We start from the raw sequence: 20,452 nt of genomic DNA, 5'->3' as shown, positions 1-20,452 counted from the left end.
CTCTCTTCAACGTGGCGGCACTTGGTGGTCGCTGTGGCCGGCCGAGGGGCGGCGTCCGGGCAGTCGGTAGCGCAGGAACAGGTAGGACGCGTGCTGCCGGGCGCTGATCAGGTCGGCTGTCTCGTGCCGGGCCGGGAGGAGTTCGAGTCCGGCGATCAGGCCGTGGCGGGTGGTGTCTGCGCGGCCGGCGAGCACGGGGGACAGGGTCAGGAACAGCTCGTTCAGGATGCCGTCGCCAACGAGTTGCCCGACCAGGCGCGGGCCTGCCTCGGAGAGGATCGTGGTGTGTCCGCGGGCGCGGATGGTGTCGAGGACCTGCGGGATGTGCAGTGCCGGGCCGTCGCCGAGGGGAAGGATGGTGCAGGTCGGCGGGAGGCGTCCGGCGAGGCGGCTGGCCCCGGCGGTGGTGGTGGCGATGAGTGCGCCCGCCTGCAGGGCGGGGTGCTCGGCGGGCAGGATGCCGCTCGCCGTGACGACGACCAGCTCCGGCTCGGCGGCACGGCGCCGCTGCCGGCGGAGGAGGGCGAAGTCTGCTGCTGCGGCCGGGTAGACATGCTCGGGCGTCCACCGGTGGCGGGGTGAGGCGCGCAGCGTGCCCGCTCCGATGAGGACGGCGTCGGCGCAGGCCCGCAGCAGCCCCATGACGAACCGGTCGGCGGGTTCGCGTCCGCTGATCGTGGAACCGGATGCCGGGTATTCCGGGCCGAGCGCCACCACTCCGTCGAGCGAGGCGACGAAGTTGGCGTACAGGCACGGTTCGGGGTAGCCGAGGTCGCCTCCGTACAGTGCGGCCAGCGCCGGTGGCAGGCTCCAGCGGGGCGCCGCGGGGTCCTCGTACAATCGCACCAGCGGCTCGGTGTGGGGCACGGGAGCCGTCGGGGCGGTATCAGGTCCAGCCACGGCCGGTGCTCCTGGAGCCGCACAGGTTGAAGAACTCCATTCTCAGCTGGTCCTCGGTGTCGTAGGTGCCGCGCCAGTAGGTGGTGCGGGTGCTGGACTCGATTTCGCGGACCCCGCGCATCTGGGTGCACAGGTGCACGGCCTCCAGGTGCACGGCGACGCCGTGCGGCTCAAGGATGCGTACCAGCGCGTCGGCGAGTTGCTGGCCGATGCGCTCCTGGACCGAGAAGCGGCGGGCGAACAGCCGTACCAGCCGGGTCAGTTTGGACAGGCCGAGGATGTGCTCGTGGGCGACGTAGCCGACGTAGGCGGTGCCGAAGAATGGCAGGCTGTGGTGCTCGCAGAGGGCGAAGAACGGGATCGGGCCCTCCACCACCTGGCTGATGCGGCAGTCGGGGCCGCCGTGGCATTCGGTCGGGAATGCGGTGACCAGCTTCTCGTCGCCCTCGTATCCGCTGGTCGCCTCGAAAAGCGCGCGGAGGAAGCGGCGCGGGGTGTCGGCAGTGGAGGGGGATCCGATCGGCATGCCCAGGGCTGTGAAGATCTCCTGCATGTAGCCCTCGTACTGCTGCCACTGCTCGGGGGTGATGCGCCGGGGGCGGACGGCGGCCCATTCTTCACTGTCGTATCCGAGGCCGTCGCCGGCCAGGCCGCCGACTTTCGGCGCCTGACTCGGTGGCTGCTGTTGATTACTCACCTGTCATCACTTCCTGTGGACGTCTGTTCGCCGCAGCCGCCTGGGCCCGGGCCTGCTCCTCGCGGCCGGTCTCGAACCGGCCGTCCGTGCACCGGCTGTACCTTCGACGTCTTGAGCATGCAGTCACCGCGATGCTGGTGCACTCTGGGGCGGCCTCGCCGCGGGTGTGCCTTTGATCGGTGTGTGCCCGCCGCACGTCGACCTGCGGCCGGGCGCGTGCTGGGTGAGTCTTGAGCCGAGGAGTCTTTTGCGGTTCGTGACGCCCGTGCCGGGCGGAGGAGGCATACGGTGACCGATACGCTCGCTCAGCTGTCCGAGTCCGGGGTTTCGGTCTGGTTGGACGATCTGAGCCGGCAGCGTCTCGTCGACGGCAGCCTGGCCAGGCTGGTCGCGGACCGGCACGTCGTCGGTGTGACGACCAATCCGACGATCTTCGCCAGGGCCATCGAGCACAGCGACTGCTACGACGAGCAGATCACGGATCTGTCGTTGCGCGGGGTCGGTGTGGAGGAGGCGCTGCGCGCGCTGACCACGTTCGACGTGCGCTGGGCCTGTGACGTGCTGCGGCCGGCGTACGACGCCAGCGGGGGTGTGGACGGGCGGGTCTCGATCGAGGTCGACCCGCGGCTCGCGCACGACACCGCGCGCACGGTCGCCGAGGCCCGGGCGCTGTGGTGGCTGGTGGACCGGCCGAACCTGTTCGTGAAGATCCCTGCGGCCAAGCAGGGCCTGGAGGCGATCAGCGCCTGTCTGGCCGAGGGCATCAGCATCAACGTCACGCTGCTGTTCTCACTGGAGCGCTACGACGCGGTGACGGAGGCGTTCCTGACCGGGATGGAACGCGCCCGGGACGCTGGGCACGACCTGTCCGGCATGGCGTCGGTCGCCTCGTTCTTCGTCTCCCGGGTGGATACAGAGATCGACCGGCGGCTCGACCGGACGGGCGGCGAGAAGGCGGCCGTGCTGCGTGGGCGCGCCGCCATCGCCAACGCCCGCATCGCCTATGAGCACATGCTCGCCACCGACCGGTGGCAGTGGCTGGAAGAGGCCGGTGCCCGGCCGCAGCGGCTGCTGTGGGCGTCCACGGGCGTGAAGGATCCCGCGTACGAGGACACCCGGTACGTCGTCGACCTGGTCGCACCGGACGTGGTCAACATCATGCCGGAGGCCACCCTCAGTGCGTTCGCCGACCACGGCGTGCTGCCAGCCGGCCACATCCGCGACACCTACGGCGAGGCGCACCAGGTGCCGGAGGACCTCGCCGACGCCGGTGTCGACTACGGCGATGTCATCCAGGTGCTGGAGGACCCGATGCAGCCGGTCAGCGGCAGCAGAAATCAGGTACGCAGGGCTACGGGTGCAGTACCACCTTCGTGTAGCCCTCGATCCGCTTGTCGAACTTGTCGTAGGCCGAAGATGCCTGATCCAGGGGCAGTTCGTGGGAGACGACGAAGCTGGGCTTCGCCCTGCCCTCGATGATCATGTCTCGCAGGAACCGGTTGTAGCGCTTCACGTTGCACTGGCCCGTACCCATCCGCAGGCCCTTCTCGAAGAGCCTGCCGATCGCGACGAGGAGCATGCCTTGCTTGGCCTGCTCGTCCGGACCTCCAGGGTCGGACGGGACATAGAGCCCGGGCACGCCGAGCGCTCCGGTAGGTCGGACGGTGCGGACGAGCGAGTTCAGCACGGTCGCCGGTTCCTCGTTGTCAGTCCCTTGCGCCGTCGCCTGGTAGCCGACGGCGTCCACGCCCTTGTCCGTGCCGATGCCCTCGGTCCTCTGCTCCTCGATCTGCTTGACTGGGTCACCCTCGGCGAAGTTGACCGGTATTGCGCCGATCTCCTCGGCCTTTTGCAGGCGCTCGGGGACCCGGTCCACGACGAACACCTTCCTCGCGCCGCGCAGCAGGGCCGAGTAAGCGGCCATGAGCCCAACTGGCCCTGCCCCGTACACCGCGACACTCTCGCCAGGTCGCACCTGCGCGAGTTCACAACCGTGGTAGCCAGTGGGAAAGATGTCGGCGAGCAGGACGAAATCGCTTTCGTGCTCGTTTCCCTGAGGCAGCTTCAGGCAGTTGAAGTCAGCGTATGGAACGCGCACGTATTCGGCCTGGCCGCCCTTCCAAGGCCCCATGGCCACATAGCCGTAAGCGCCGCCCGCGAAACCGGGATTGACAGTGATGCAGAATCCGGTGAATCCCTCGACGCAGTTCATGCAGAACCCGCAGGCGACGTTGAAGGGCATGACCACGCGGTCGCCCCCCTTGAGCGTGGTGACGCCCTGGCCGACGTCCTCAATGATTCCCATGTTCTCGTGGCCGAAGACGATGCCGGGCTCCGCAGAGGTGCGGCCCTCGTACATGTGCAGATCGGAGCCGCATATCGCGGTGGAGGTGACCCGTACGATCACATCGTTCGGGTGCTGGATGCTGGGCTTTTCAACATCTTCGACCGCAACGGTGAACGGTCCCTTGTAAACGACGGCCTTCATGGCTGCCACCTCTGATCGACGATGTACATGCCGGCCACGCTCTCGCTCGCTTTCCCGCGTGACCCATCTCTCATGCTTCTCCAGCCAACGCAACCGGGCAACTCGGTAATCTCGTGATGCACAAATTGCTCCGCGCCGCACCACGTAATGGAGAGGAGGGCGGGAAGTGTCAGCACAACGGTTGGGAACCTTGCTTGTCCCCGTGCCAGGTCTGTCCGGCACCACCTATTGATCCGAAACGGAAGGTGTTCTGGGTCGTTGATCCTTGTGTGAGTGAACTGGTGGGGGACGCACGGCAGTTGTCGCCGTCGGCGCAGGAGGCACTTCGGCTGCGGGCGGTGGCTGCGCTGGTGGCGGGCCGTGGCCGTGAAGACGTCGCGGCGGTCTTCCAGGTCTCGCTCAAGGCGGTGGACAACTGGTGGGCGAAATGGCTGGCCGGCGGGCGCGAAGCGCTCGAAGCCCAGCCGCGAGGACGCCGGGTCGGCGAACACCAAGTTCTCGACGTGGTCGAGCAGCAGGCGATCCGGCAGGCCGTGCTGGATCACCGGCCCTGTGACCTGGGGCTGGCGGGGCAGCTGTGGACACGTGCTGGTGTGGGGGATCTGATCTCGAAGCTGTACCGGGTGCGGCTGACCGAGCAGGGCGTGGGCAAGTACCTGCGCCGGTGGGGCCTGTCGTTCCAGCGTCCGGACAAGCGGGCCGTCGAGCAGAACCCGGAGGCGGTACGCGTCTGGCGGGAGGAGACGTGGCCGGCGATCCGCGCGAAGGCGAAGGCCGAGGGCGGCGAGGTCCTCTTCGCCGACCAGGTCGGCATCCGCTCCGACCAGGTCACCGGCCGCACCTGGGGCGCCAAAGGGTGCACCCCGATCGTCCGCCGCTCGGGCAACCGCTTCTCGGTGAACGCGATGTCCGCGATCAGCACCAAGGGCCGCATGCACTTCATGGTCTTCACGGAGACCTTCGACGCCGACGTCATGTGCCGCTTCCTGGACAGGCTCGCAGGCCACTTCACCCACAAAGTGCACCTCGTCGTGGACGGCCACTCCGCCCACCGCTCCCGCAGGGTCCGCGCCTGGCTCGCCGACCACCCCGACCGGATCGAACTGCATTTCCTGCCCGCGTACTCGCCGGAACTGAACCCCGACGAACTGGTCAACGCCGACCTCAAGCGCAGCCTGCCCATGCACAGCCGGGCCCGCGACCAGGCCCAACTCGCAGCCGAGACCCGCCGGTTCTTCTACCGACGCCAACGCCAGCCACACATCGTCCGCGGCTACTTCGGCGGCCCACACGTCCGCTACACCCTCGAATAGAACCATTTGAGTTTCGGATCAATATCCGCCAGGGACGACTGTGACTGTCCGTGGTCGAGGCGCGACTGTCGACGCCTTCGTCAACGGCGACTGGCTTCCTCTGTCGTGGTGGGAATTCTCCGACGGCCTCCGCGAGGACATCGCTGACCGCTGATATCTCCTGCCACGCCCATACTCAGGTTGAACTCGTAAAGCCTGTGGGGTGGTGACGGTTCGTGATCCCTGCGGTACGACGGGTTCATGCGGTACGCGCAGAGGGGCGGGTATTCGCCCGTCGAGCAGGAGAAGCGGGAACGGTTGAGGCTGGAGGCGGCCGAGCGGTTTGCGCGTGGTGATGAGGTCACGGTGATCGCGGCTGATCTGCGGGTCACGGAGCGCACGGTGTGGCGGTGGCGCAAGGTCTGGCGCGAAGGCGGGGCTGTGGCGTTGAGGTCGAAGGGGCCGGTGTCCCGTGAGCGGCTGTCGGTGGGACCGGCTGGAGGCGGAGCTGAAGCGGGGGCCTCTGGCCCACGGTTTCACCGATGACCAGCGGTGGACGCTGGGCCGGATCAAGACCCTGATCGGCAGGCTGTTCCACAAGGGCTACACGGTCCAGGGGGTGGCCAAGCTGCTGAAGCGGCACGGCTGGTCGTGCCAGGTTCCGGTGCGCCACGCGATCGAGCGTGACGAGGAGGCCATCGAGATGTGGAAGGACGAGGTGTGGCCGCGGTTAAAAGGACCGCGGCGGACCTGGGCGCCTATATCTGCTTCGAGGACGAGGCGGGCCCGGGGCTGAGGCCGCCGAAAGGCCGGACCTGGGCGCCGCGCGGAGCGCGGCCGGTGGTGCGGGTGCGGGGCCGGGGAAGCGGCCGGGTCAATATCGCCGGCGTGGTCTGCTTCCGGCCCGGGGACCGCCCGCACTTCTTCTACCGGCTGCACGTCTACCACGGCCGCAAGGGCGAGCCGAAGACGTTCGCCTGGCACGAGTACCGCGACCTGATCGTCACCGCACATCAGCGGTTGAACGCCCCGCTCGTGTGGTGCTGGGACAACCTCAACGTCCACCTCGCCATGGAACTCACCGCCTTCGCCGAGGAGCACAAGGACTGGTTACGGATCTTTCAGATGCCGTCCTACGCACCGGAGTTGAACCCAGCCGAAGGCGTGTGGTCGCTCCTCAAGCGCGCCATCGCCAACTTCGTGGCCACCGACCTCAAGGGACTCGTCCGCATCGTCAAGCGCAAGCTGAAGAAGATCCAGTTCAGGCCCCACCTGATCGACGGCTGCCTCACCGGAACCGGATTGATCATCGAACCCTGGTGACCACTCAGCCCGACACTACGAGTTCAACCTGAGTAGCTCCGCATCAATGGCGAATGCCCCCACTCCACGCCGGGCGCTGGTGGAGGCCCTCCGCCGGCCAGCGGACGCCGGAGGCGCCGACAACAGTGATCTCCGGGGTAGCTGGTGCCGCATGGCAACATTGGCGCTCGACTGCGGGATCTGTCGCGCAAGAACCCCTGGATGACCGTCGAGTGAGGGCCCCCGACGGCAGGCAGGGGCCTGCTGGGCCGGGCCAATTGCGACGCGGACTGGGTACGCGATGACGTGCGTGACTACATTATGGAGCACGCGCACGACGACCATCCGGTGCTGGTGGTCAACGAGACCATTGGCACGTGAAGAACGGTATCCGTAGCGTTCGGCGACCGGCGTCGGGACATCGGCAACTCGTCCGAATCGAGATCTCCCAGGTTGCTGGCTACCTCCTATACCCCGGTCGGCGCGTGCACACCGCGGTGGACCGGGACCTGTACGTCCCGCGGGACTCCGGACGTGGCGCGGGCACAGCCGTCGCGACCAAGTTGGAATCGGTCGCCGGTCATCTCCATCCCCTTCGACGGGGTCCAGCGCGAAGTCGATGAGGCCGCTACTCCCGGTCTCTGACCGAGAGGAGATGCCCATCGAGGGAGCAGGTGCCGGTCATCAGGTGACCTTGACCCAGTCCAGGGTGCGCTCCACGGCACGTTTCCAGCCCTCATAGCCGTCCTGGCGCTGCTCCTCGCTCCACTCCGGGCTCCAGCGCTTCGACTCCTGCCAGTGGGAGCGCAGTTCGTCGGTATCGCGCCAGAAGCCGGTGGCGAGCCCGGCCGCGTAGGCGGCGCCCAGCGCCGTGGTCTCAGCGACCACCGGTCGGCTGACGGGCACGCCCAGCACGTCAGCTTGGATCTGCATGCACAGGTCGTTCGCGGTCACACCACCGTCAACCTTGAGTACGTCCAAGTGCACGCCTGAGTCCTGCTCCATGGCGTCGACCACGTCGCGGCTCTGGTAACAGATGGCCTCCAGCGTGGCCCGGGCCAAGTGCCCATTGGTGTTGTAGCGGGCGAGACCGACCATCGCGCCACGAGCGTCGGAGCGCCAGTACGGGGCGAACAGACCGGAGAAGGCCGGGACAAAGTACATGCCGCCGTTGTCGTCCACCGAGCGGGCCAGTTGCTCACTCTCCGCGGCGGTCCCGATCACCTTCATCTGGTCACGCAGCCACTGCACGGCCGCGCCGGTGACGGCGATGGACCCCTCCAGCGCGTAGATGGCGGGGCTGCCCGCGAACTGGTACGCCACTGTCGTCAGCAGACCGTGCTGCGAACGCACCAGCTCCGTACCGGTGTTGAGGACCAGGAAGTTGCCGGTGCCGTAGGTGTTCTTGGCTTCACCAGGGGCGAAGCAGACCTGACCTACGGTCGCCGCCTGCTGGTCGCCGAGGACACCGGCAATCGGGACGGCGGCGTTCAACGGCCGGGACGTGCGGGCCTGGCCGAACGCCTCAGGATCGGACGAGGGGTGGATCGCCGGCAGCATCGCGCGCGGGATGTTGAAGATTCCCAGCAGTTCGTCGTCCCAGTCCAGTGTCTCCAGATTCATCAGCATGGTGCGGCTGGCATTGGTGACGTCGGTGGCGTGCACACCCCCGTTGGGGCCGCCGGTGAGGTTCCACAGCACCCACGCGTCCGTGTTGCCGAACAGGGCATGCCCCGCTTCTGCGGCCTCGCGCAGGCCGTCCACGTTCTCCAGCAGCCATTTGATCTTGCCGCCGGAGAAGTAGGTGGCCGGTGGCAAGCCGGCCTTGTGACGGATGGTCTCGCCATGGCCGTCGCGTTCGAGGGCGGCGGCGATGCTGTCGGTGCGGGTGTCCTGCCAGACGATGGCGTTGTAGTAGGGGCGGCCGGTGCGCGGGTCCCAGACCACGGTCGTCTCACGCTGGTTGGTGATGCCGATCGCTTTCAGGTCGGCGGCGGACAGCCCTCCGCTTCGCAGGGCGCTCTGGATCACCGTAGCGCGGCCGTGTGGCGCTTGAAGGGAGCGGACCGTGACGTACGTGATCGCGCAGCCATGTGTGGACGTGAAGGACAAGGCGTGCATCGAGGAGTGTCCCGTCGACTGCATCTACGAGGGGCAGCGGTCGCTGTACATCCACCCCGATGAGTGCGTCGACTGCGGGGCGTGTGAGCCGGTCTGCCCGATCGAGGCGATCTTCTACGAGGACGACGTGCCGGATGAGTGGCAGGACTACTACAAGGCGAACGTCGAGTTCTTCGACGTACTCGGCTCACCCGGGGGCGCGGCCAAGCTGGGCCTCATCGAGCGCGACCACCCGCTGATCGTGGCGCTCCCGCCACAGGCGCAGGGGGCGAGCTGACGTGCCTGCCGCCCCGAAGAGCCCTCGCCGCCGCGAGGTGCTGGAAGAGCTGCGCACCGCCGGGACGCCCGTGGGTGTGACGGAAATCGCCGAGCGGATCGGTGTCCACCCCAACACCGTACGTTTCCATCGCCCTGGTCGCCGAAGGAATCATCGAGCGGCAACTCGAAGCACCCGCAGGCCCCGGACGGCCTCGTACTGTCTACGCCCCGCAGTTGGGGATGGACCGCGGGGGCGCCCGAAGCTACCGGCTGCTGGCCCAGATCCTGCTCAGCCACCTGGCATCTGGACCCGGTGCCCGCAACGCCGCTACCGAGGCCGGCCGTTGCGTGGGGCCGCTTCCTGATCGACCCGGTGCCGCCCTTCCACCGCCCGGCGGCCGAGGAGTCGACGGACCGCCTCGTCGCCCTGCTGGACGATCTCGGCTTCTCGCCCGAACCGGAACACGCCGACCATAGTGACGATCCGGCGCGGATCCGGTTGCGGCACTGCCCCTTCCTCGAACTGGCCCAGGAGTACGGGCAGCTCGTCTGCTCCGTGCATCTGGGACTGATGCAAGGGGCGTTGGCTGAGCTGCGTGCGCCGATTGAGGCGGCACGGCTGGAACCGTTCGCCGAACCGGACTCCTGCCTCGCCCATCTGGCACCCGCGCAACCCGCCTCCGCCACATCCCGCTGAACCGAGGAGGACCACATGCACATCGCCGAAATCGGGACAGGCACCCGCCGCCGCGCTCCCCTTCCGGACGGACCGATCGCGGAAGCGCTCACCAGCGCCGACACCTCCGACCGGCTGGCAGTCGTCCACGTGGAACTGCCCGCAGGCGGCAGCATGCTCGAACATGACCACGGCGCCTCGGAGATTGTGCTGATTCCCCTGTCGGGGACGGTCGAGCTGTGCCAGGAGGGCAAGAACCGGACTCTGTCCGCCGGTTCCACGGCGCACATCGCCACCGGAGAGCGTGTCAGCCTCAACAACCCCGGCGCGGAGCCGGCATCCCTCATAGTGGTGGCCTCACCACCCGAGTTCGCCGGCCGGCTGGCGTCCTGGCCTGTCGTCTGACCCCCGTCCTCGCAGCGATCCTGATCCGGAGGAGAAGGCAGTGCATCGATGAACACCACGTCAGCCGCCGTAGCCGGCCCGGCGGTCTTTGTATGGCTTGGAATGGTGCTGGCGATCTCCTTCCTGGAGGCGCCGTTGAAGTTCCGCGCTCCCGGGGTGACGATCCCTATCGGGCTGGGTATCGGCCGGCTCGTCTTCCAGGCCCTGAATCTCGCGGAGGCCGCACTGGCCGGCGTGGTGATCCTTGCGGTCGTCGTGGGAAGCGCACCCGCCGTGGTCACCGTGCTGACCGTGATGGTGGCAGTCCTGCTCGTGGGGCAACTGGCCGTGATCCGTCCACGGCTCAATCGGCGATCGGACCGGATACTCGCCGGCGAGGAACTCCCGCGTTCCCGCGGCCATCTGCAGTACGTGACCGCCGAGATCGCCAAGGTCGTTGTCCTGATCGCCCTCGGCATCAGCGTCCTCGCCAAATGATCCGTCAGCGCCCCTGATATACGGCTGAATCAGCAGGCTCTGGACACGTTGACGCGCCGCCGCGGAGGCTATGCCAATAAACTCGGGCCGGCGCCCCTGTAGGTCACCCGGTAAGTGGTTCCACGATCCGAGGAGAGCGGCAATGAGTGCGACACCCGACGCCGGAAAAGCGGCGGCCGTAACCCGATTCGGCGCCCAGCCCAAAGGCGGCAACTTCGTGGTCAGCTGGGCGACCACCACGGATCACAAGAGAATCGGAACGCTGTACATCACGACCTCGTTCGTCTTCTTCCTCATCGGTGGTGTCATGGCGCTGCTGATGCGCGCCGAGCTGGCCCGTCCGGGGCTGCAGGTCATGTCGAACGAGCAATTCAACCAGGCGTTCACGATGCACGGTACGATCATGCTGCTGATGTTCGCGACGCCGTTGTTCGCCGGTTTTGCAAACTGGATCATGCCGCTGCAGATCGGTGCGCCGGACGTGGCGTTCCCGCGGTTGAACATCCTGGCCTACTGGCTGTACCTGCTGGGCTCGCTGATCGCTGTGGGGGGCTTCCTCACCCCGCAGGGAGCCGCCGACTTCGGCTGGTTCGCCTACGCACCGTTGAACAGTGCGGTGCGCTCTCCAGGTATCGGCGCCGATATGTGGATCATGGGGCTGGCGTTGTCCGGCTTCGGGACGATCCTTGGCTCGGTCAACTTCATCACCACCATCATCTGCATGCGTGCGCCGGGGATGACCATGTTCCGCATGCCGATCTTCACCTGGAACGTGCTGCTCACGGGTGTGCTGGTACTGATCGCCTTTCCCGTGCTGGCGGCCGCGCTGCTTGTCCTGGAGGCGGACCGGAAGTTCGGTGCCCAGGTCTTCGATGCAGTCAACGGCGGGGCGCTGCTGTGGCAGCACCTGTTCTGGTTCTTCGGTCATCCAGAGGTGTACATCATCGCGCTGCCCTTCTTCGGCGTCGTTTCCGAAGTCATTCCGGTCTTCGCCCGCAAGCCGATGTTCGGCTACCTGGGGTTGATCGGTGCGACGATCGCGATCGCCGGCCTGTCGATCACTGTGTGGGCCCACCACATGTTCGCCACCGGTGGTGTCCTGCTGCCGTTCTTCGCTTTCATGTCGTATCTGATCGCGGTGCCGACCGGGGTGAAGTTCTTCAACTGGACCGGCACGATGTGGAAGGGGAGTCTCAGCTTCGAGACACCCATGCTGTGGGCCCTCGGCTTTCTGGTCACCTTCCTCTTCGGCGGACTGACAGGCGTCATTCTTGCCTCCCCGCCACTGGACTTCCACGTCACCGACTCGTACTTCGTCGTGGCTCACTTCCACTACGTTGTCTTCGGTACGGTGGTGTTTGCGATGTTCTCCGGCTTCTATTTCTGGTGGCCGAAGTTCACCGGCAAAATGCTCGACGAGCGTCTCGGGAAGATCCATTTCTGGACGCTGTTCGTCGGCTTCCACTCGACCTTCCTCGTCCAGCACTGGCTGGGCGCGGAAGGCATGCCCCGCCGCTATGCCGACTACCTGGCTGCCGACGGTTTCACCGCGCTCAACACGATTTCCACGATCGGCGCCTTCCTGCTGGGCATCTCCACGCTTCCGTTTCTGTACAACGTCTGGAAAACGGCAAAGTACGGACGAGAAGTGGAGATTGACGACCCGTGGGGGTACGGCCGATCGCTGGAGTGGGCGACATCCTGCCCGCCCCCGCGGCACAACTTCCTCACCCTTCCCCGCATCCGTTCCGAGTCTCCCGCTTTCGACCTGAACCACCCAGACATCGCTGCGGCACCCCGGCTCGCCGAGTCCGATGCCCACCCGCGGCAGAACGGGGCACCGGATGATCATGGCCGGTGACGGCCGCCGTGAACGGGTGTACGGGGCTCACGGTTGGACGAGTCCGGCGCGGATGGCGTACCGGGTCAGTTCCAGGCGGTCGCGCAGGCCCAGTTTGTGCAGGAGGTTCTCCCGATGCCGTTGCACCGTCTTGACACTGATCACGAGGAGTTCGGCGATCTCCTTGGACGTGTGCCCTTCGGCGACGAGTTTGAGGACCTCCTCCTCGCGCGGGGTGAGGAGCTGGTCGGGGGCTTCTTCACCGTTGCGGACGCGGTCGAGGTAGTTGCGGATGAGCGCGGTGACCGCACCCGGGTAGAGGAACGGCTCGCCGCGCATGGCGGCTACCAGATCGCGGTCGGCGACGGATTTCAGAACATATCCGCTCGCGCCGGCCTTGAGTGCCTGAAAGAGGTACTGCTCGTTGTCATGCATCGTCAGCATCAGGATGCGCAGCCGGGGCTTCAGGGCAAGCAGTTCGCGGGCGGCCTGGAGACCCGTCAGACGGGGCATCGCGATGTCCAGGACCGCGAGGTCGACGTCCTGGGAGCGGGTTATGGCGATCGCCTCCGCGCCGTCACCGGCCTCCGCGACCACCTCGAGGTCCGGTTCCCGGTCGAGGATGAGCCGCACTCCGCGGCGCACCAGCGCGTGGTCGTCCGCGAGAAGAATCCGAATCTTGGCCTGGCCGGTACTCATGGCTGCTTCCTCACGCGGGGCACGGTCAGCCGCAGGCGTGTGCCGGTCCGTGCTGCGGCAGTGATGTCCAGGATGGCCCCCACGAACAGGGCGCGTTCGCGCATGCCGCGGATCCCGGCACCCTCGCGGGCGACGCCGATGCCGCAGCCGTCGTCACTGACGTCGAGGACCACCGTGTCGTCACTGCGGCGCAGGCTCATCTCCACCTGTTGTGCCTCGGCGTGGCGGGCGACGTTGGTCAGGCTCTCCTGAGCCACGCGGTAGATCACAAGTTCCGTCTCGTGGTCCAGGGCAGGCAGGTCGGGGTCGAAATGACGCTGCACACGCAGCCCGGTGTGCGTGGCGAACTCGGTGGTGAGGGAGGTGAGCGCACTGATCAGGCCGAGGTCGTCCAGTACACCCGGGCGCAGCCGGCGCACCAGGCGGCGGACTTCGTCCAGGCTTCCGCGGGTGATCTCCTGAGCGTCTTGGAGCTCGCCGCGCAGTGGATCGGATGCTTCGTCCGCCGCACGCTTGAGGACCAGCAGGATGGCGGTCATGCTCTGCCCGACCTCGTCGTGCAGTTCCTGGGCGATGCGGCGTCGTTCTGTCTCCTGGGCGAGCAGGGCACGGGCACTGCTCGTGGCCCGTTCCTTCTCCAGTCGCTCCAGCATGGCGTTGAACGTGCTGATCAGGTCCGCAATCGCGCCGCGTCCTTGTACGGGGAGCCGTTGGCCGGGGCGGAGCAGGTCGACGGTGGTCATCAGGCGGGTCAGCCGATCCAGCGGAACCAGGCCGATACGCAGCAGGGCCGCGTTGGCGACCAGCATGACGGCCAGGCCGCCCACCAGGATGACCGCTTCGGTCAGCGCAACAGGGACGGAGACGGTCACCGGGGCCCACAGCAGCAGGGCGGTCGCCGCGCCCAGCACCACGGCGTTGAGCCCGAAGATCCGCCAGTACAGGGACACGGAGGTCACGCTTCCTCTCCTGATCTACCTCTGCTGCCGCCCACCGGGCAACCGCAGGAGGCCGCAGGCCAGCCTGGCCCGCGCCCCCCAGTGGACAGCCTGCCCTGCCTGCGCCCTGCAGGCGATGGGCCCTGGCCCCCATTTCGGGCTACGCGCCCGACCCATACTGCTGCCGGATGGGACCTCGGACCCCTCACAGATGGGTACCGCGCCCTATGGGCCCCTCGCCCCAGACCGGCCATGGTGAGGACATACCCCCATCCGTGCCGACGGCGGTCCAGCGCACCAGAGCGTCCCACCGGCGCCCGCTGGACCCCACCCCCACGCCCGCCTGCCCCCTGCCCGAGAGGTCTCGCCGTGTCACTCGACACCCCCCGGACGGATCCCCGCTCCGGACACCCGGCCGATCACGACGTCCGCCAGCGCCTCGACCATGCCCGCATCACGCGGCTTGCCCAGCTGCAAGCCCTCGACGAAGCCGCCCAGAGCCCCGACGACCACCTGATGACCACGCAGAAGGAAGGCATCCAGCGCGTCCTCCAGGAGATCGACAACGCCTGCGCCCGCGTTGAGGACGGTACCTACGGCGCCTGCCAGAGCTGCGCCAAGTCCATCGCACCGGAGCGGCTGGAAATCCTCCCCCACACGCCGTACTGCGTCACCTGCCTGCGCCGCACCGCCTGACCGCCCCGTCCCTGCGCTTTCCACTCCTGCCCTGCCCAAGAGGTGAAGTTGGTGACCCACCACACCATCGGTGAGCACGGCACGGCCCTCTCGTCAGAGGACCTGGCCACGCTGCGCGAGAACCTGCACGAGCAGCGCCTGTTCCGCACGGAACAGCTGCGGCAGATCGGGGCAGCCTCCGCATCCCGCGCCGACGAACTGATCCAGCAGCGGACCGCCTCGCAGATCGAGGTCCGCATCAAACTCGCCGCCTCCGCCCGCATGGTGCTCGCGGATGTCGAAGAGGCCCTTGCCCGCATGGACGAGGGCGGCTACGGCACCTGTCGGCTGTGCCGACGCCCCATCGCGCGTGAACGCCTGATGATCGTGCCGCAGGCTCGCTACTGCGCCCGGTGCCAGCAGGTCAGCAAGGCCGCCCGATGACCATGACACACCGACGCCGCCGCACCACAGCACGGCACCGCCGCCGGCCACTGTGCCGGCCGGGCACATGGATCCCCCTCGACCCGAGCCGCACCCCACGCACCGAGCTGGTCCGGCTCGCCGAGGACGCGGTGCTTGCCCAGCCGAGCCACTCCTTCAAGGCCGCCTGGTGGGGGTGCCCGGCTCCACCCGAAGCAGCGGTACGCAAACCGAGGCTCTGTCCTCGCTCACGGTCCACGGACGCTGCCTGGGGCTGCAGGTCGGCTCCATGCCGTCCGGACGTGGAGCGTCACACCAGGGTGCTGACGCCCTTCACGACAGGCCCAGTCAGGGGCCTGGGTGCCGAGAGGCAGGAGAGCGGATCACCGACTCGTGGTGGCTCGGGACACGGGACGTTCCGGGCGCCATGGCGCGACCCCGGCGCAGCCGCCCGCCGCCCGGCGGGCCCTGCACGGCAAGCACACGGACACCACGATCACCGCGGGGGATTCGATGGTGTCCCTGGGGTGCACGGGGAGCGCGGGCCGTTTCCCTGGTGTACAGCGCATGGGGCCTGCGCCCAACTGGTGGTGCAGCGCTCACCCGCAAGGGCCACACCGCCCGGTCGTACCCCGTACGGTGAGAAATGAGGATGGAACCAGGAGCGCCGGTTTTCACCACACGGTGTACTTGGCGAGTCGGGCGGAGGACGCGATGAGCGAAGACGGGCTCAGGGGATCCGAGCCGTATCTGCCCACGCTGCGCCTTGATGAGCTGCTGGCCGAACTGCAGGTGCGCATTGACGCCGTGCGTGGCACCCGAGGCCGGCTGCGCGGCCTGCTGGAGGCGGTGCTGTCTGTCGGGCGGGAGCTGGATCTGCCCCACGTACTGCGGAACATCGTCGAAGCCGCCGTCCTGCTGGTGGATGCCGAATACGGCGCACTGGGCGTAATCGACGACGATCAGAAGCTGTCGGAGTTCCTGGCCGTCGGAATCAGCGACGAACAGTGGGCGGAGATCGGGGCTGTCCCCAGCGGGCACGGAATTCTTGGGGAACTGATCCGGCATCCGGAAACACTGCGTCTGCCGGAGCTCTCGGAGCATCCGGCCTCCTACGGATTCCCGCCCCGTCACCCGCCGATGCACTCCTTCCTCGGAGTGCCGATCCGGGTGCGCGACGAAGTGTTCGGCAACCTCTACCTCACCGAGAAGCGCAACGCGAAGGAGTTCGACGAGGAGGACGAAGCGGTCCTGTCCACGCTTGCAGTCGCGGCCGGCGTCGCCATCGAGAACGCGCGGCTCTACGAAGGGGCCATGCGCAGGGAACGCTGGATCCTCGCCAGCGAGGAGGTCACCCGCAGCCTGCTGACCGGGGTATCGAGCTCCGAGGTCCTGGAGCTGATCGCAGAGAAGGCCCGGACGATCGTCGCCGCGGACGTCGGGATGGTCGCGGAGCGGGTACTGGGCGAGGACAGCCTGCGGCCGATGCTCGCAGTCGGCCTGGACGCCGAGCGGCGCAGCGGGCTGGTGCTGTCGGGACAGGACCGGTTCATCAGGGATGCGCTGGGCACGACGCGGCCAGTGGTCAGCACAGACATCCAACAGGACTCCCGCGCCGGTCGTGAGGAACGGCAATGGGCCGGGCTCGGGCCTGTGGTCGCGGTGCCGCTCGGTACCAACGGGAAGTCCCGCGGGGTGCTGCTGCTGGGGCGCGTGGCCGGAAGCAGTGCCTTCGGGGAGACGGATACCAGTCCGCTCCTCGGGTTCGCCGGTCAGGCGGCTCTGGCGCTGGAGCTGGCCGAGCGGCGCCGGGAGGCGGAACAGATCACCCTGCTCAAGGACCGCGACCGGATAGCCCGCGACCTCCACGACCTTGCCATCCAGCGGCTCTTCGCGGCCGGGATGACCTTGCAGAGCACTCAGCGGTTTGTGGAGCACCCTGAGGCCGTGGAACGGCTGACGCGGACCGTCGACGACCTCGACGACACCATCAAGATCATTCGTTCTACTATCTTCGGGCTGCGTACACACGGTGACGGCACCAGGCAAGGCAGCGGGTTGCGCGGCCGGGTGACCGAGGCCGTCAGTAGCGTTGCCGCCACGCTCGGGTTCCCGCCGGCGCTGCAGATCGAAGGGCTCGTGGAGACCGAGGTTCCGGCCGACATCGCAGACGACACCGTCGCGGTGCTCGGCGAGGCGCTCAGCAACACAGCCCGCCACTCCGGGGCACGCGCCGTGGACATCCGGCTGAGGTGTAGCGCGGGCGAGCTGACGCTCACGGTGTCAGACGACGGCCGCGGAGTGCCGGACGGGGTCGTGCGCAGTGGGCTGAAGAATATGGAAGAGCGCGCCGAGGAACGGGGCGGGACGATGTCGCTCGGTGTACGGCCGCAGGGCGGCGGTACGAGCATGGTGTGGCGGGTCCCCGTGAACCGGGCTGCGCCAGACGCACCGGAAGTCTGATGGAGCTTGCCCCTCAGCGCGTGCGCCGAGCCGTACGCCACGGCGGAACGCCGCCTCTGCGCGGCCAGACAGCTGCATTCGAACGCGTGAGCGGCTCGTGCCGGACGCGGTTCCCGGCCGGTGTGCCGGAAGGCGCGCCGGGGCCGGATGCTGCGGATCAAAGCGCGTCGTCATTCGCCGAGATCAGCTCCTGCGGAGTCGGGACAGGCGCTGACGAGGGATGAGATCTGCCGTTGTACCGATCGGGGCAGCTGGGCCTCGGACCGGTCTGAGCGGCGAGCGGGGTAACGGAGGCGGCGCCATAGCGCCCTGCGGCGGGCTCGGAGCGCCAGACCTACTTCTCGAACAGGGCGAGGGCGTCGGGCTGGGGCGCTTTCATCGTTCTGGTGGGGCGGTGGTACCGGGCTGTTGCAGATGGCTGGAGATGACCGCTGCCTGGACTCTGCGCTGGACGCCCAGTTTGGCCAGCAGCCGGGAGATGTGGTTCTTCACCGTCTTCTCCGACAGGTAGAGCTTCCTGCCGATCTGGCGGTTGGTGAGCCCGTCGCCGATCAGAGCGAGAATGTCCCGCTCGCGGGGCGACAGTGCGGCCAGTTCGGGGGCGATGGCCGGTTCCACGGCCGGGTCCGCACGCAGCGACCGCATCAGCCGGGCCGTCGTGGCGGGATCCAGCATCGACTGGCCGGAGGCGACCGTACGTACCACCGAAACCAGGTCGGATCCCTTGATCTGCTTGAGAACGTAGCCCGCCGCGCCGGCCATGATCGCATCGAGCAGGGCCTCCTCGTCGTCGAACGACGTCAGCATCAGACAGGCGAGTTCCGGCATCTGGCTGCGCAGCTCCCGACAGACGGTGATCCCGTCGCCGTCCAGGAGGCGTACGTCGAGCACGGCCACGTCCGGGCGCAACGCCGGGCCGCGTGCCAGTGCCTGGGCGACGCCGCCTGCGTCGCCCACCACCGAGATGTCCGGTTCGGTGTCCAGAAGATCGGTGAGCCCCCGTCGCACCACTTCGTGATCGTCAACCAGGAAGACCCGGATCGGGTCCTGCTCGGTGAAGGTCCGTGCCTTGGCCATGACGACCCCTCGTTCCCCGGTGGACTACGGACCGCATGCTGCCCGTCATGACGATCGTCGTCTTGTAGAGCCGCTACCACTAGGGCCGACCGGCCCCCATTCACACCCCGGCCTACCCCGATCGGCCCACCCGTAACGGACCACAGGCCCCTGCCGACGCCCGGCCCCCGTATGGCACGTTCATGTGAATACCCGACTTGTCGTGGGAGGGGTGTGACCGATGCGGAAGACCACTCGCACCAAGATTCGAGGATGGCGGTGGCGGCCTAACGAGCTCCGTCGACCCAGCGACGTGCTGGAGACGCGGATCCTGCTCGGCACCTGGGCGCTGGCGGTGGCCGGCGGTGTTGCTGCGGGCATCGCAGGCGCGGACTCCCTCGCGGGCGTGGTGGACCGGCAGCGGGCGGAAGCCAGTTCCGTCTCCGCGGTGCTGGTGCGCGCGGCGCCGGCCCCTGCGCACGATGTGGAGACAGGTTCCGTGTACGACCACGTCATAGCGGACGTGCGCTGGACCGACACCGACGGAACCGTCCGGACAGACTGGACGAGAGTAGATCCAGGTACCAGGGCTGGTACGGCCATCATGGTGTGGACGGACGGCGAGGGCCATCTCGTGCCGGCCCCGATCGGCCCGGCGCAGAAGACGGCGTTGCTCGCGCTGACCGGTTCGGGCACAGCTGCCGCCGGAGGTGCGGCGGTCCTGCTGGCGGGGTGGGGGGTACGCAAGCGGGTGGAACAAGGGGCCACGGATTGCTGGGGCACGGAGTGGGATCAGGTAGGTCCGGGATGGGGGCACAAGACCGGCTGACGGCCTCAAGGTCCGCCCCGGGTGTGGCAGGGGCGGGGAGTCTTCTACCGCACTGGTCCCGCGTCCTGTCGGTGAACATGGCGCGGGACTACACACGGCGCCGGCACTGCGACTCCAGACCTACTCCGTGGGCGTGGTCAGGACGCAGGCCCTTACGGGCTCTAACTGCCGTACGGGGCATACAGGTCCAGGAGGCGGGTCCTGGCTGCGCGCAACCGGTGGGCGAGTACATCGCCCACCCACTGGGTCACCGTCACTGCCAGCACAGGATCGTCCTGACACATCGCGCGTACCTCCATGGCGTCGAATTCGTAGGCCCGTACCGGGCTTGTCGTTTCGGCGCCCAGATGCCAGGTGTGCGGGCCGAACAGCCAGGACCAGCCGACGAGTTCGTTGTGGCCCAGGACCTCGATGACTGCTGCCCGGCGGCCGGGCACATGGATGTCGAGGGCGACCGTGCCGGTACGGATGACCCAGAGCCGGTCAGCGCGCCCGCCCTCCTCGAAGAGGCGTGTCCCGTGCGGGAACGACACCTCCTTCGCGGCGCACATCAGCCGCTCCCGGTGCTCCGCGGGCAGCGCCCTGGTCATGCTGGATGTGGGAGAATTGGTCATGCCTCTGCCCTTCTGACGAGTCTGGACATCGTGCGTGAGATCGATGTCCCGTGTGATGCCCGCAAGCAGCCGCTTGACGGTTTGAAGACGACAACTGCGGCCCGTACGGGCCCTGCGAACCATGAACCAGAAAGTCGCGGCGCCTAGATTCCGCCTCTATGAGGCCGCGTGATGCGGATGCCTCCACGACCTTCCCGAGAGGGGCGCGGTGATGTGACACCTCCAGCATGTTTCCGTGTGCCGGCTCCAACCAGGGGCCACTCGGCCCTGAGGCAGGGCCGTCCGGCACCGGGCCCCAG

Annotated in this window: 17 protein-coding genes and 3 pseudogenes; 12 read left to right on the top strand and 8 right to left on the bottom strand. The window is 67.8% G+C overall.

What is annotated here, in order from left to right:
- Positions 1-6: 6 nt before the first annotated feature.
- The gene (locus tag QA861_RS27935; RefSeq protein WP_334591362.1) at positions 7-846 is read right to left on the bottom strand and encodes a RibD family protein; all 840 of its coding nucleotides are present in this window, start codon (positions 844-846) and stop codon (positions 7-9) included.
- 40 nt (positions 847-886) lie between these two features.
- Positions 887-1,597, bottom strand: coding sequence for a GTP cyclohydrolase I (gene folE / locus QA861_RS27930; protein ID WP_334591361.1), 711 nt, complete (start codon positions 1,595-1,597; stop codon positions 887-889).
- 288 nt (positions 1,598-1,885) lie between these two features.
- Here folE and tal point away from each other — a divergent pair.
- Positions 1,886-2,989: pseudogene (gene tal / locus QA861_RS27925) on the top strand (transaldolase); the annotation flags it as partial.
- Here tal and QA861_RS27920 read toward each other — a convergent pair.
- Positions 2,949-4,085 (bottom strand): glutathione-independent formaldehyde dehydrogenase, encoded by a 1,137-nt coding sequence (locus tag QA861_RS27920; RefSeq protein ID WP_334591360.1) that lies wholly within the window; start codon positions 4,083-4,085, stop codon positions 2,949-2,951. The pseudogene tal and the gene QA861_RS27920 overlap by 41 nt on opposite strands.
- 269 nt (positions 4,086-4,354) lie before the next feature.
- Here QA861_RS27920 and QA861_RS27915 point away from each other — a divergent pair, with 269 nt between their 5' ends.
- Both QA861_RS27915 and QA861_RS47175 read left to right on the top strand, forming a co-directional pair.
- Positions 4,355-5,398 (top strand): IS630 family transposase, encoded by a 1,044-nt coding sequence (locus QA861_RS27915; protein WP_334591359.1) that lies wholly within the window; start codon positions 4,355-4,357, stop codon positions 5,396-5,398.
- A gap of 240 nt (positions 5,399-5,638) precedes the next feature.
- Positions 5,639-6,700: pseudogene (locus QA861_RS47175) on the top strand (IS630 family transposase).
- 663 nt (positions 6,701-7,363) lie between these two features.
- Here QA861_RS47175 and glpK read toward each other — a convergent pair.
- A pseudogene (glpK, locus tag QA861_RS27895) lies at positions 7,364-8,713 on the bottom strand (glycerol kinase GlpK); the annotation flags it as partial.
- Positions 8,714-8,747: 34 nt separating this feature from the next.
- Here glpK and fdxA point away from each other — a divergent pair.
- From fdxA to ctaD, 5 genes are all read left to right on the top strand, one after another.
- Positions 8,748-9,077: a ferredoxin gene (fdxA, locus tag QA861_RS27890; RefSeq protein WP_334591355.1), complete on the top strand. Its 330-nt coding sequence runs from the start codon at positions 8,748-8,750 to the stop codon at positions 9,075-9,077.
- 294 nt (positions 9,078-9,371) lie between these two features.
- Positions 9,372-9,755 carry a helix-turn-helix domain-containing protein gene (locus QA861_RS27885; RefSeq protein ID WP_334591354.1) on the top strand — a complete coding sequence of 128 codons (384 nt, stop codon included), beginning with the start codon at positions 9,372-9,374 and terminating at the stop codon, positions 9,753-9,755.
- A 15-nt stretch (positions 9,756-9,770) separates the two neighbouring features.
- Positions 9,771-10,139, top strand: a complete 369-nt coding sequence (locus QA861_RS27880; RefSeq protein ID WP_334591353.1) for a cupin domain-containing protein — start codon at positions 9,771-9,773, stop codon at positions 10,137-10,139.
- Between the two features lie 48 nt (positions 10,140-10,187).
- Positions 10,188-10,616, top strand: coding sequence for a hypothetical protein (locus QA861_RS27875; protein ID WP_334591352.1), 429 nt, complete (start codon positions 10,188-10,190; stop codon positions 10,614-10,616).
- 142 nt (positions 10,617-10,758) lie between these two features.
- Positions 10,759-12,477 carry an aa3-type cytochrome oxidase subunit I gene (ctaD, locus tag QA861_RS27870; protein WP_334591351.1) on the top strand — a complete coding sequence of 573 codons (1,719 nt, stop codon included), beginning with the start codon at positions 10,759-10,761 and terminating at the stop codon, positions 12,475-12,477.
- A gap of 27 nt (positions 12,478-12,504) precedes the next feature.
- Here ctaD and QA861_RS27865 read toward each other — a convergent pair whose 3' ends face one another.
- Together QA861_RS27865 and QA861_RS27860 are read right to left on the bottom strand one after the other, a co-directional pair.
- The gene (locus QA861_RS27865) at positions 12,505-13,155 is read right to left on the bottom strand and encodes a response regulator (RefSeq protein WP_334591350.1); all 651 of its coding nucleotides are present in this window, start codon (positions 13,153-13,155) and stop codon (positions 12,505-12,507) included.
- A complete protein-coding gene (locus tag QA861_RS27860; RefSeq protein WP_334594865.1) occupies positions 13,152-14,105 on the bottom strand; it encodes a HAMP domain-containing sensor histidine kinase in 954 nt (317 codons plus the stop codon). Before QA861_RS27860 ends, QA861_RS27865 begins: the two co-directional genes overlap by 4 nt.
- A 357-nt stretch (positions 14,106-14,462) precedes the next feature.
- Here QA861_RS27860 and QA861_RS27855 point away from each other — a divergent pair, with 357 nt between their 5' ends.
- The 3 genes from QA861_RS27855 (at position 14,463) to QA861_RS27845 (ending at position 17,654) form a co-directional block, all read left to right on the top strand.
- Positions 14,463-14,789 (top strand): TraR/DksA family transcriptional regulator, encoded by a 327-nt coding sequence (locus QA861_RS27855; protein WP_334591349.1) that lies wholly within the window; start codon positions 14,463-14,465, stop codon positions 14,787-14,789.
- Between the two features lie 48 nt (positions 14,790-14,837).
- Complete coding sequence (locus tag QA861_RS27850) at positions 14,838-15,212, top strand: TraR/DksA family transcriptional regulator (protein WP_334594864.1); 375 nt, start codon at positions 14,838-14,840, stop codon at positions 15,210-15,212.
- 693 nt (positions 15,213-15,905) lie between these two features.
- On the top strand, positions 15,906-17,654 hold the full coding sequence (locus tag QA861_RS27845) for a sensor histidine kinase (RefSeq protein WP_334591348.1): 1,749 nt from the start codon (positions 15,906-15,908) through the stop codon (positions 17,652-17,654).
- Positions 17,655-18,029: 375 nt separating this feature from the next.
- On the opposite strand, the gene QA861_RS27840 is transcribed toward QA861_RS27845, so the two are convergent.
- Entirely contained in the window at positions 18,030-18,731 is a 702-nt protein-coding gene (locus QA861_RS27840; protein ID WP_334591347.1) for a response regulator, read from the bottom strand.
- Between the two features lie 220 nt (positions 18,732-18,951).
- Between QA861_RS27840 and QA861_RS27835 the strand changes: the two genes are divergently transcribed.
- The gene (locus tag QA861_RS27835) at positions 18,952-19,539 is read left to right on the top strand and encodes an Rv1733c family protein (protein ID WP_443041593.1); all 588 of its coding nucleotides are present in this window, start codon (positions 18,952-18,954) and stop codon (positions 19,537-19,539) included.
- 161 nt (positions 19,540-19,700) lie between these two features.
- Here the strand turns inward: QA861_RS27835 and QA861_RS27830 are convergent, their stop codons facing one another.
- Positions 19,701-20,153, bottom strand: coding sequence for a Crp/Fnr family transcriptional regulator (locus tag QA861_RS27830; RefSeq protein WP_334591345.1), 453 nt, complete (start codon positions 20,151-20,153; stop codon positions 19,701-19,703).
- Positions 20,154-20,452 lie beyond the last annotated feature (299 nt).

The sequence above is a fragment of the Streptomyces sp. B21-083 genome, from assembly GCF_036898825.1.
In the GTDB taxonomy this organism is placed as follows: Bacteria; Actinomycetota; Actinomycetes; order Streptomycetales; family Streptomycetaceae; genus Streptomyces.
The sequence above is the reverse complement of the archived record's forward strand: the minus strand, read 5'-3'. Positions and strand labels throughout refer to the sequence as shown.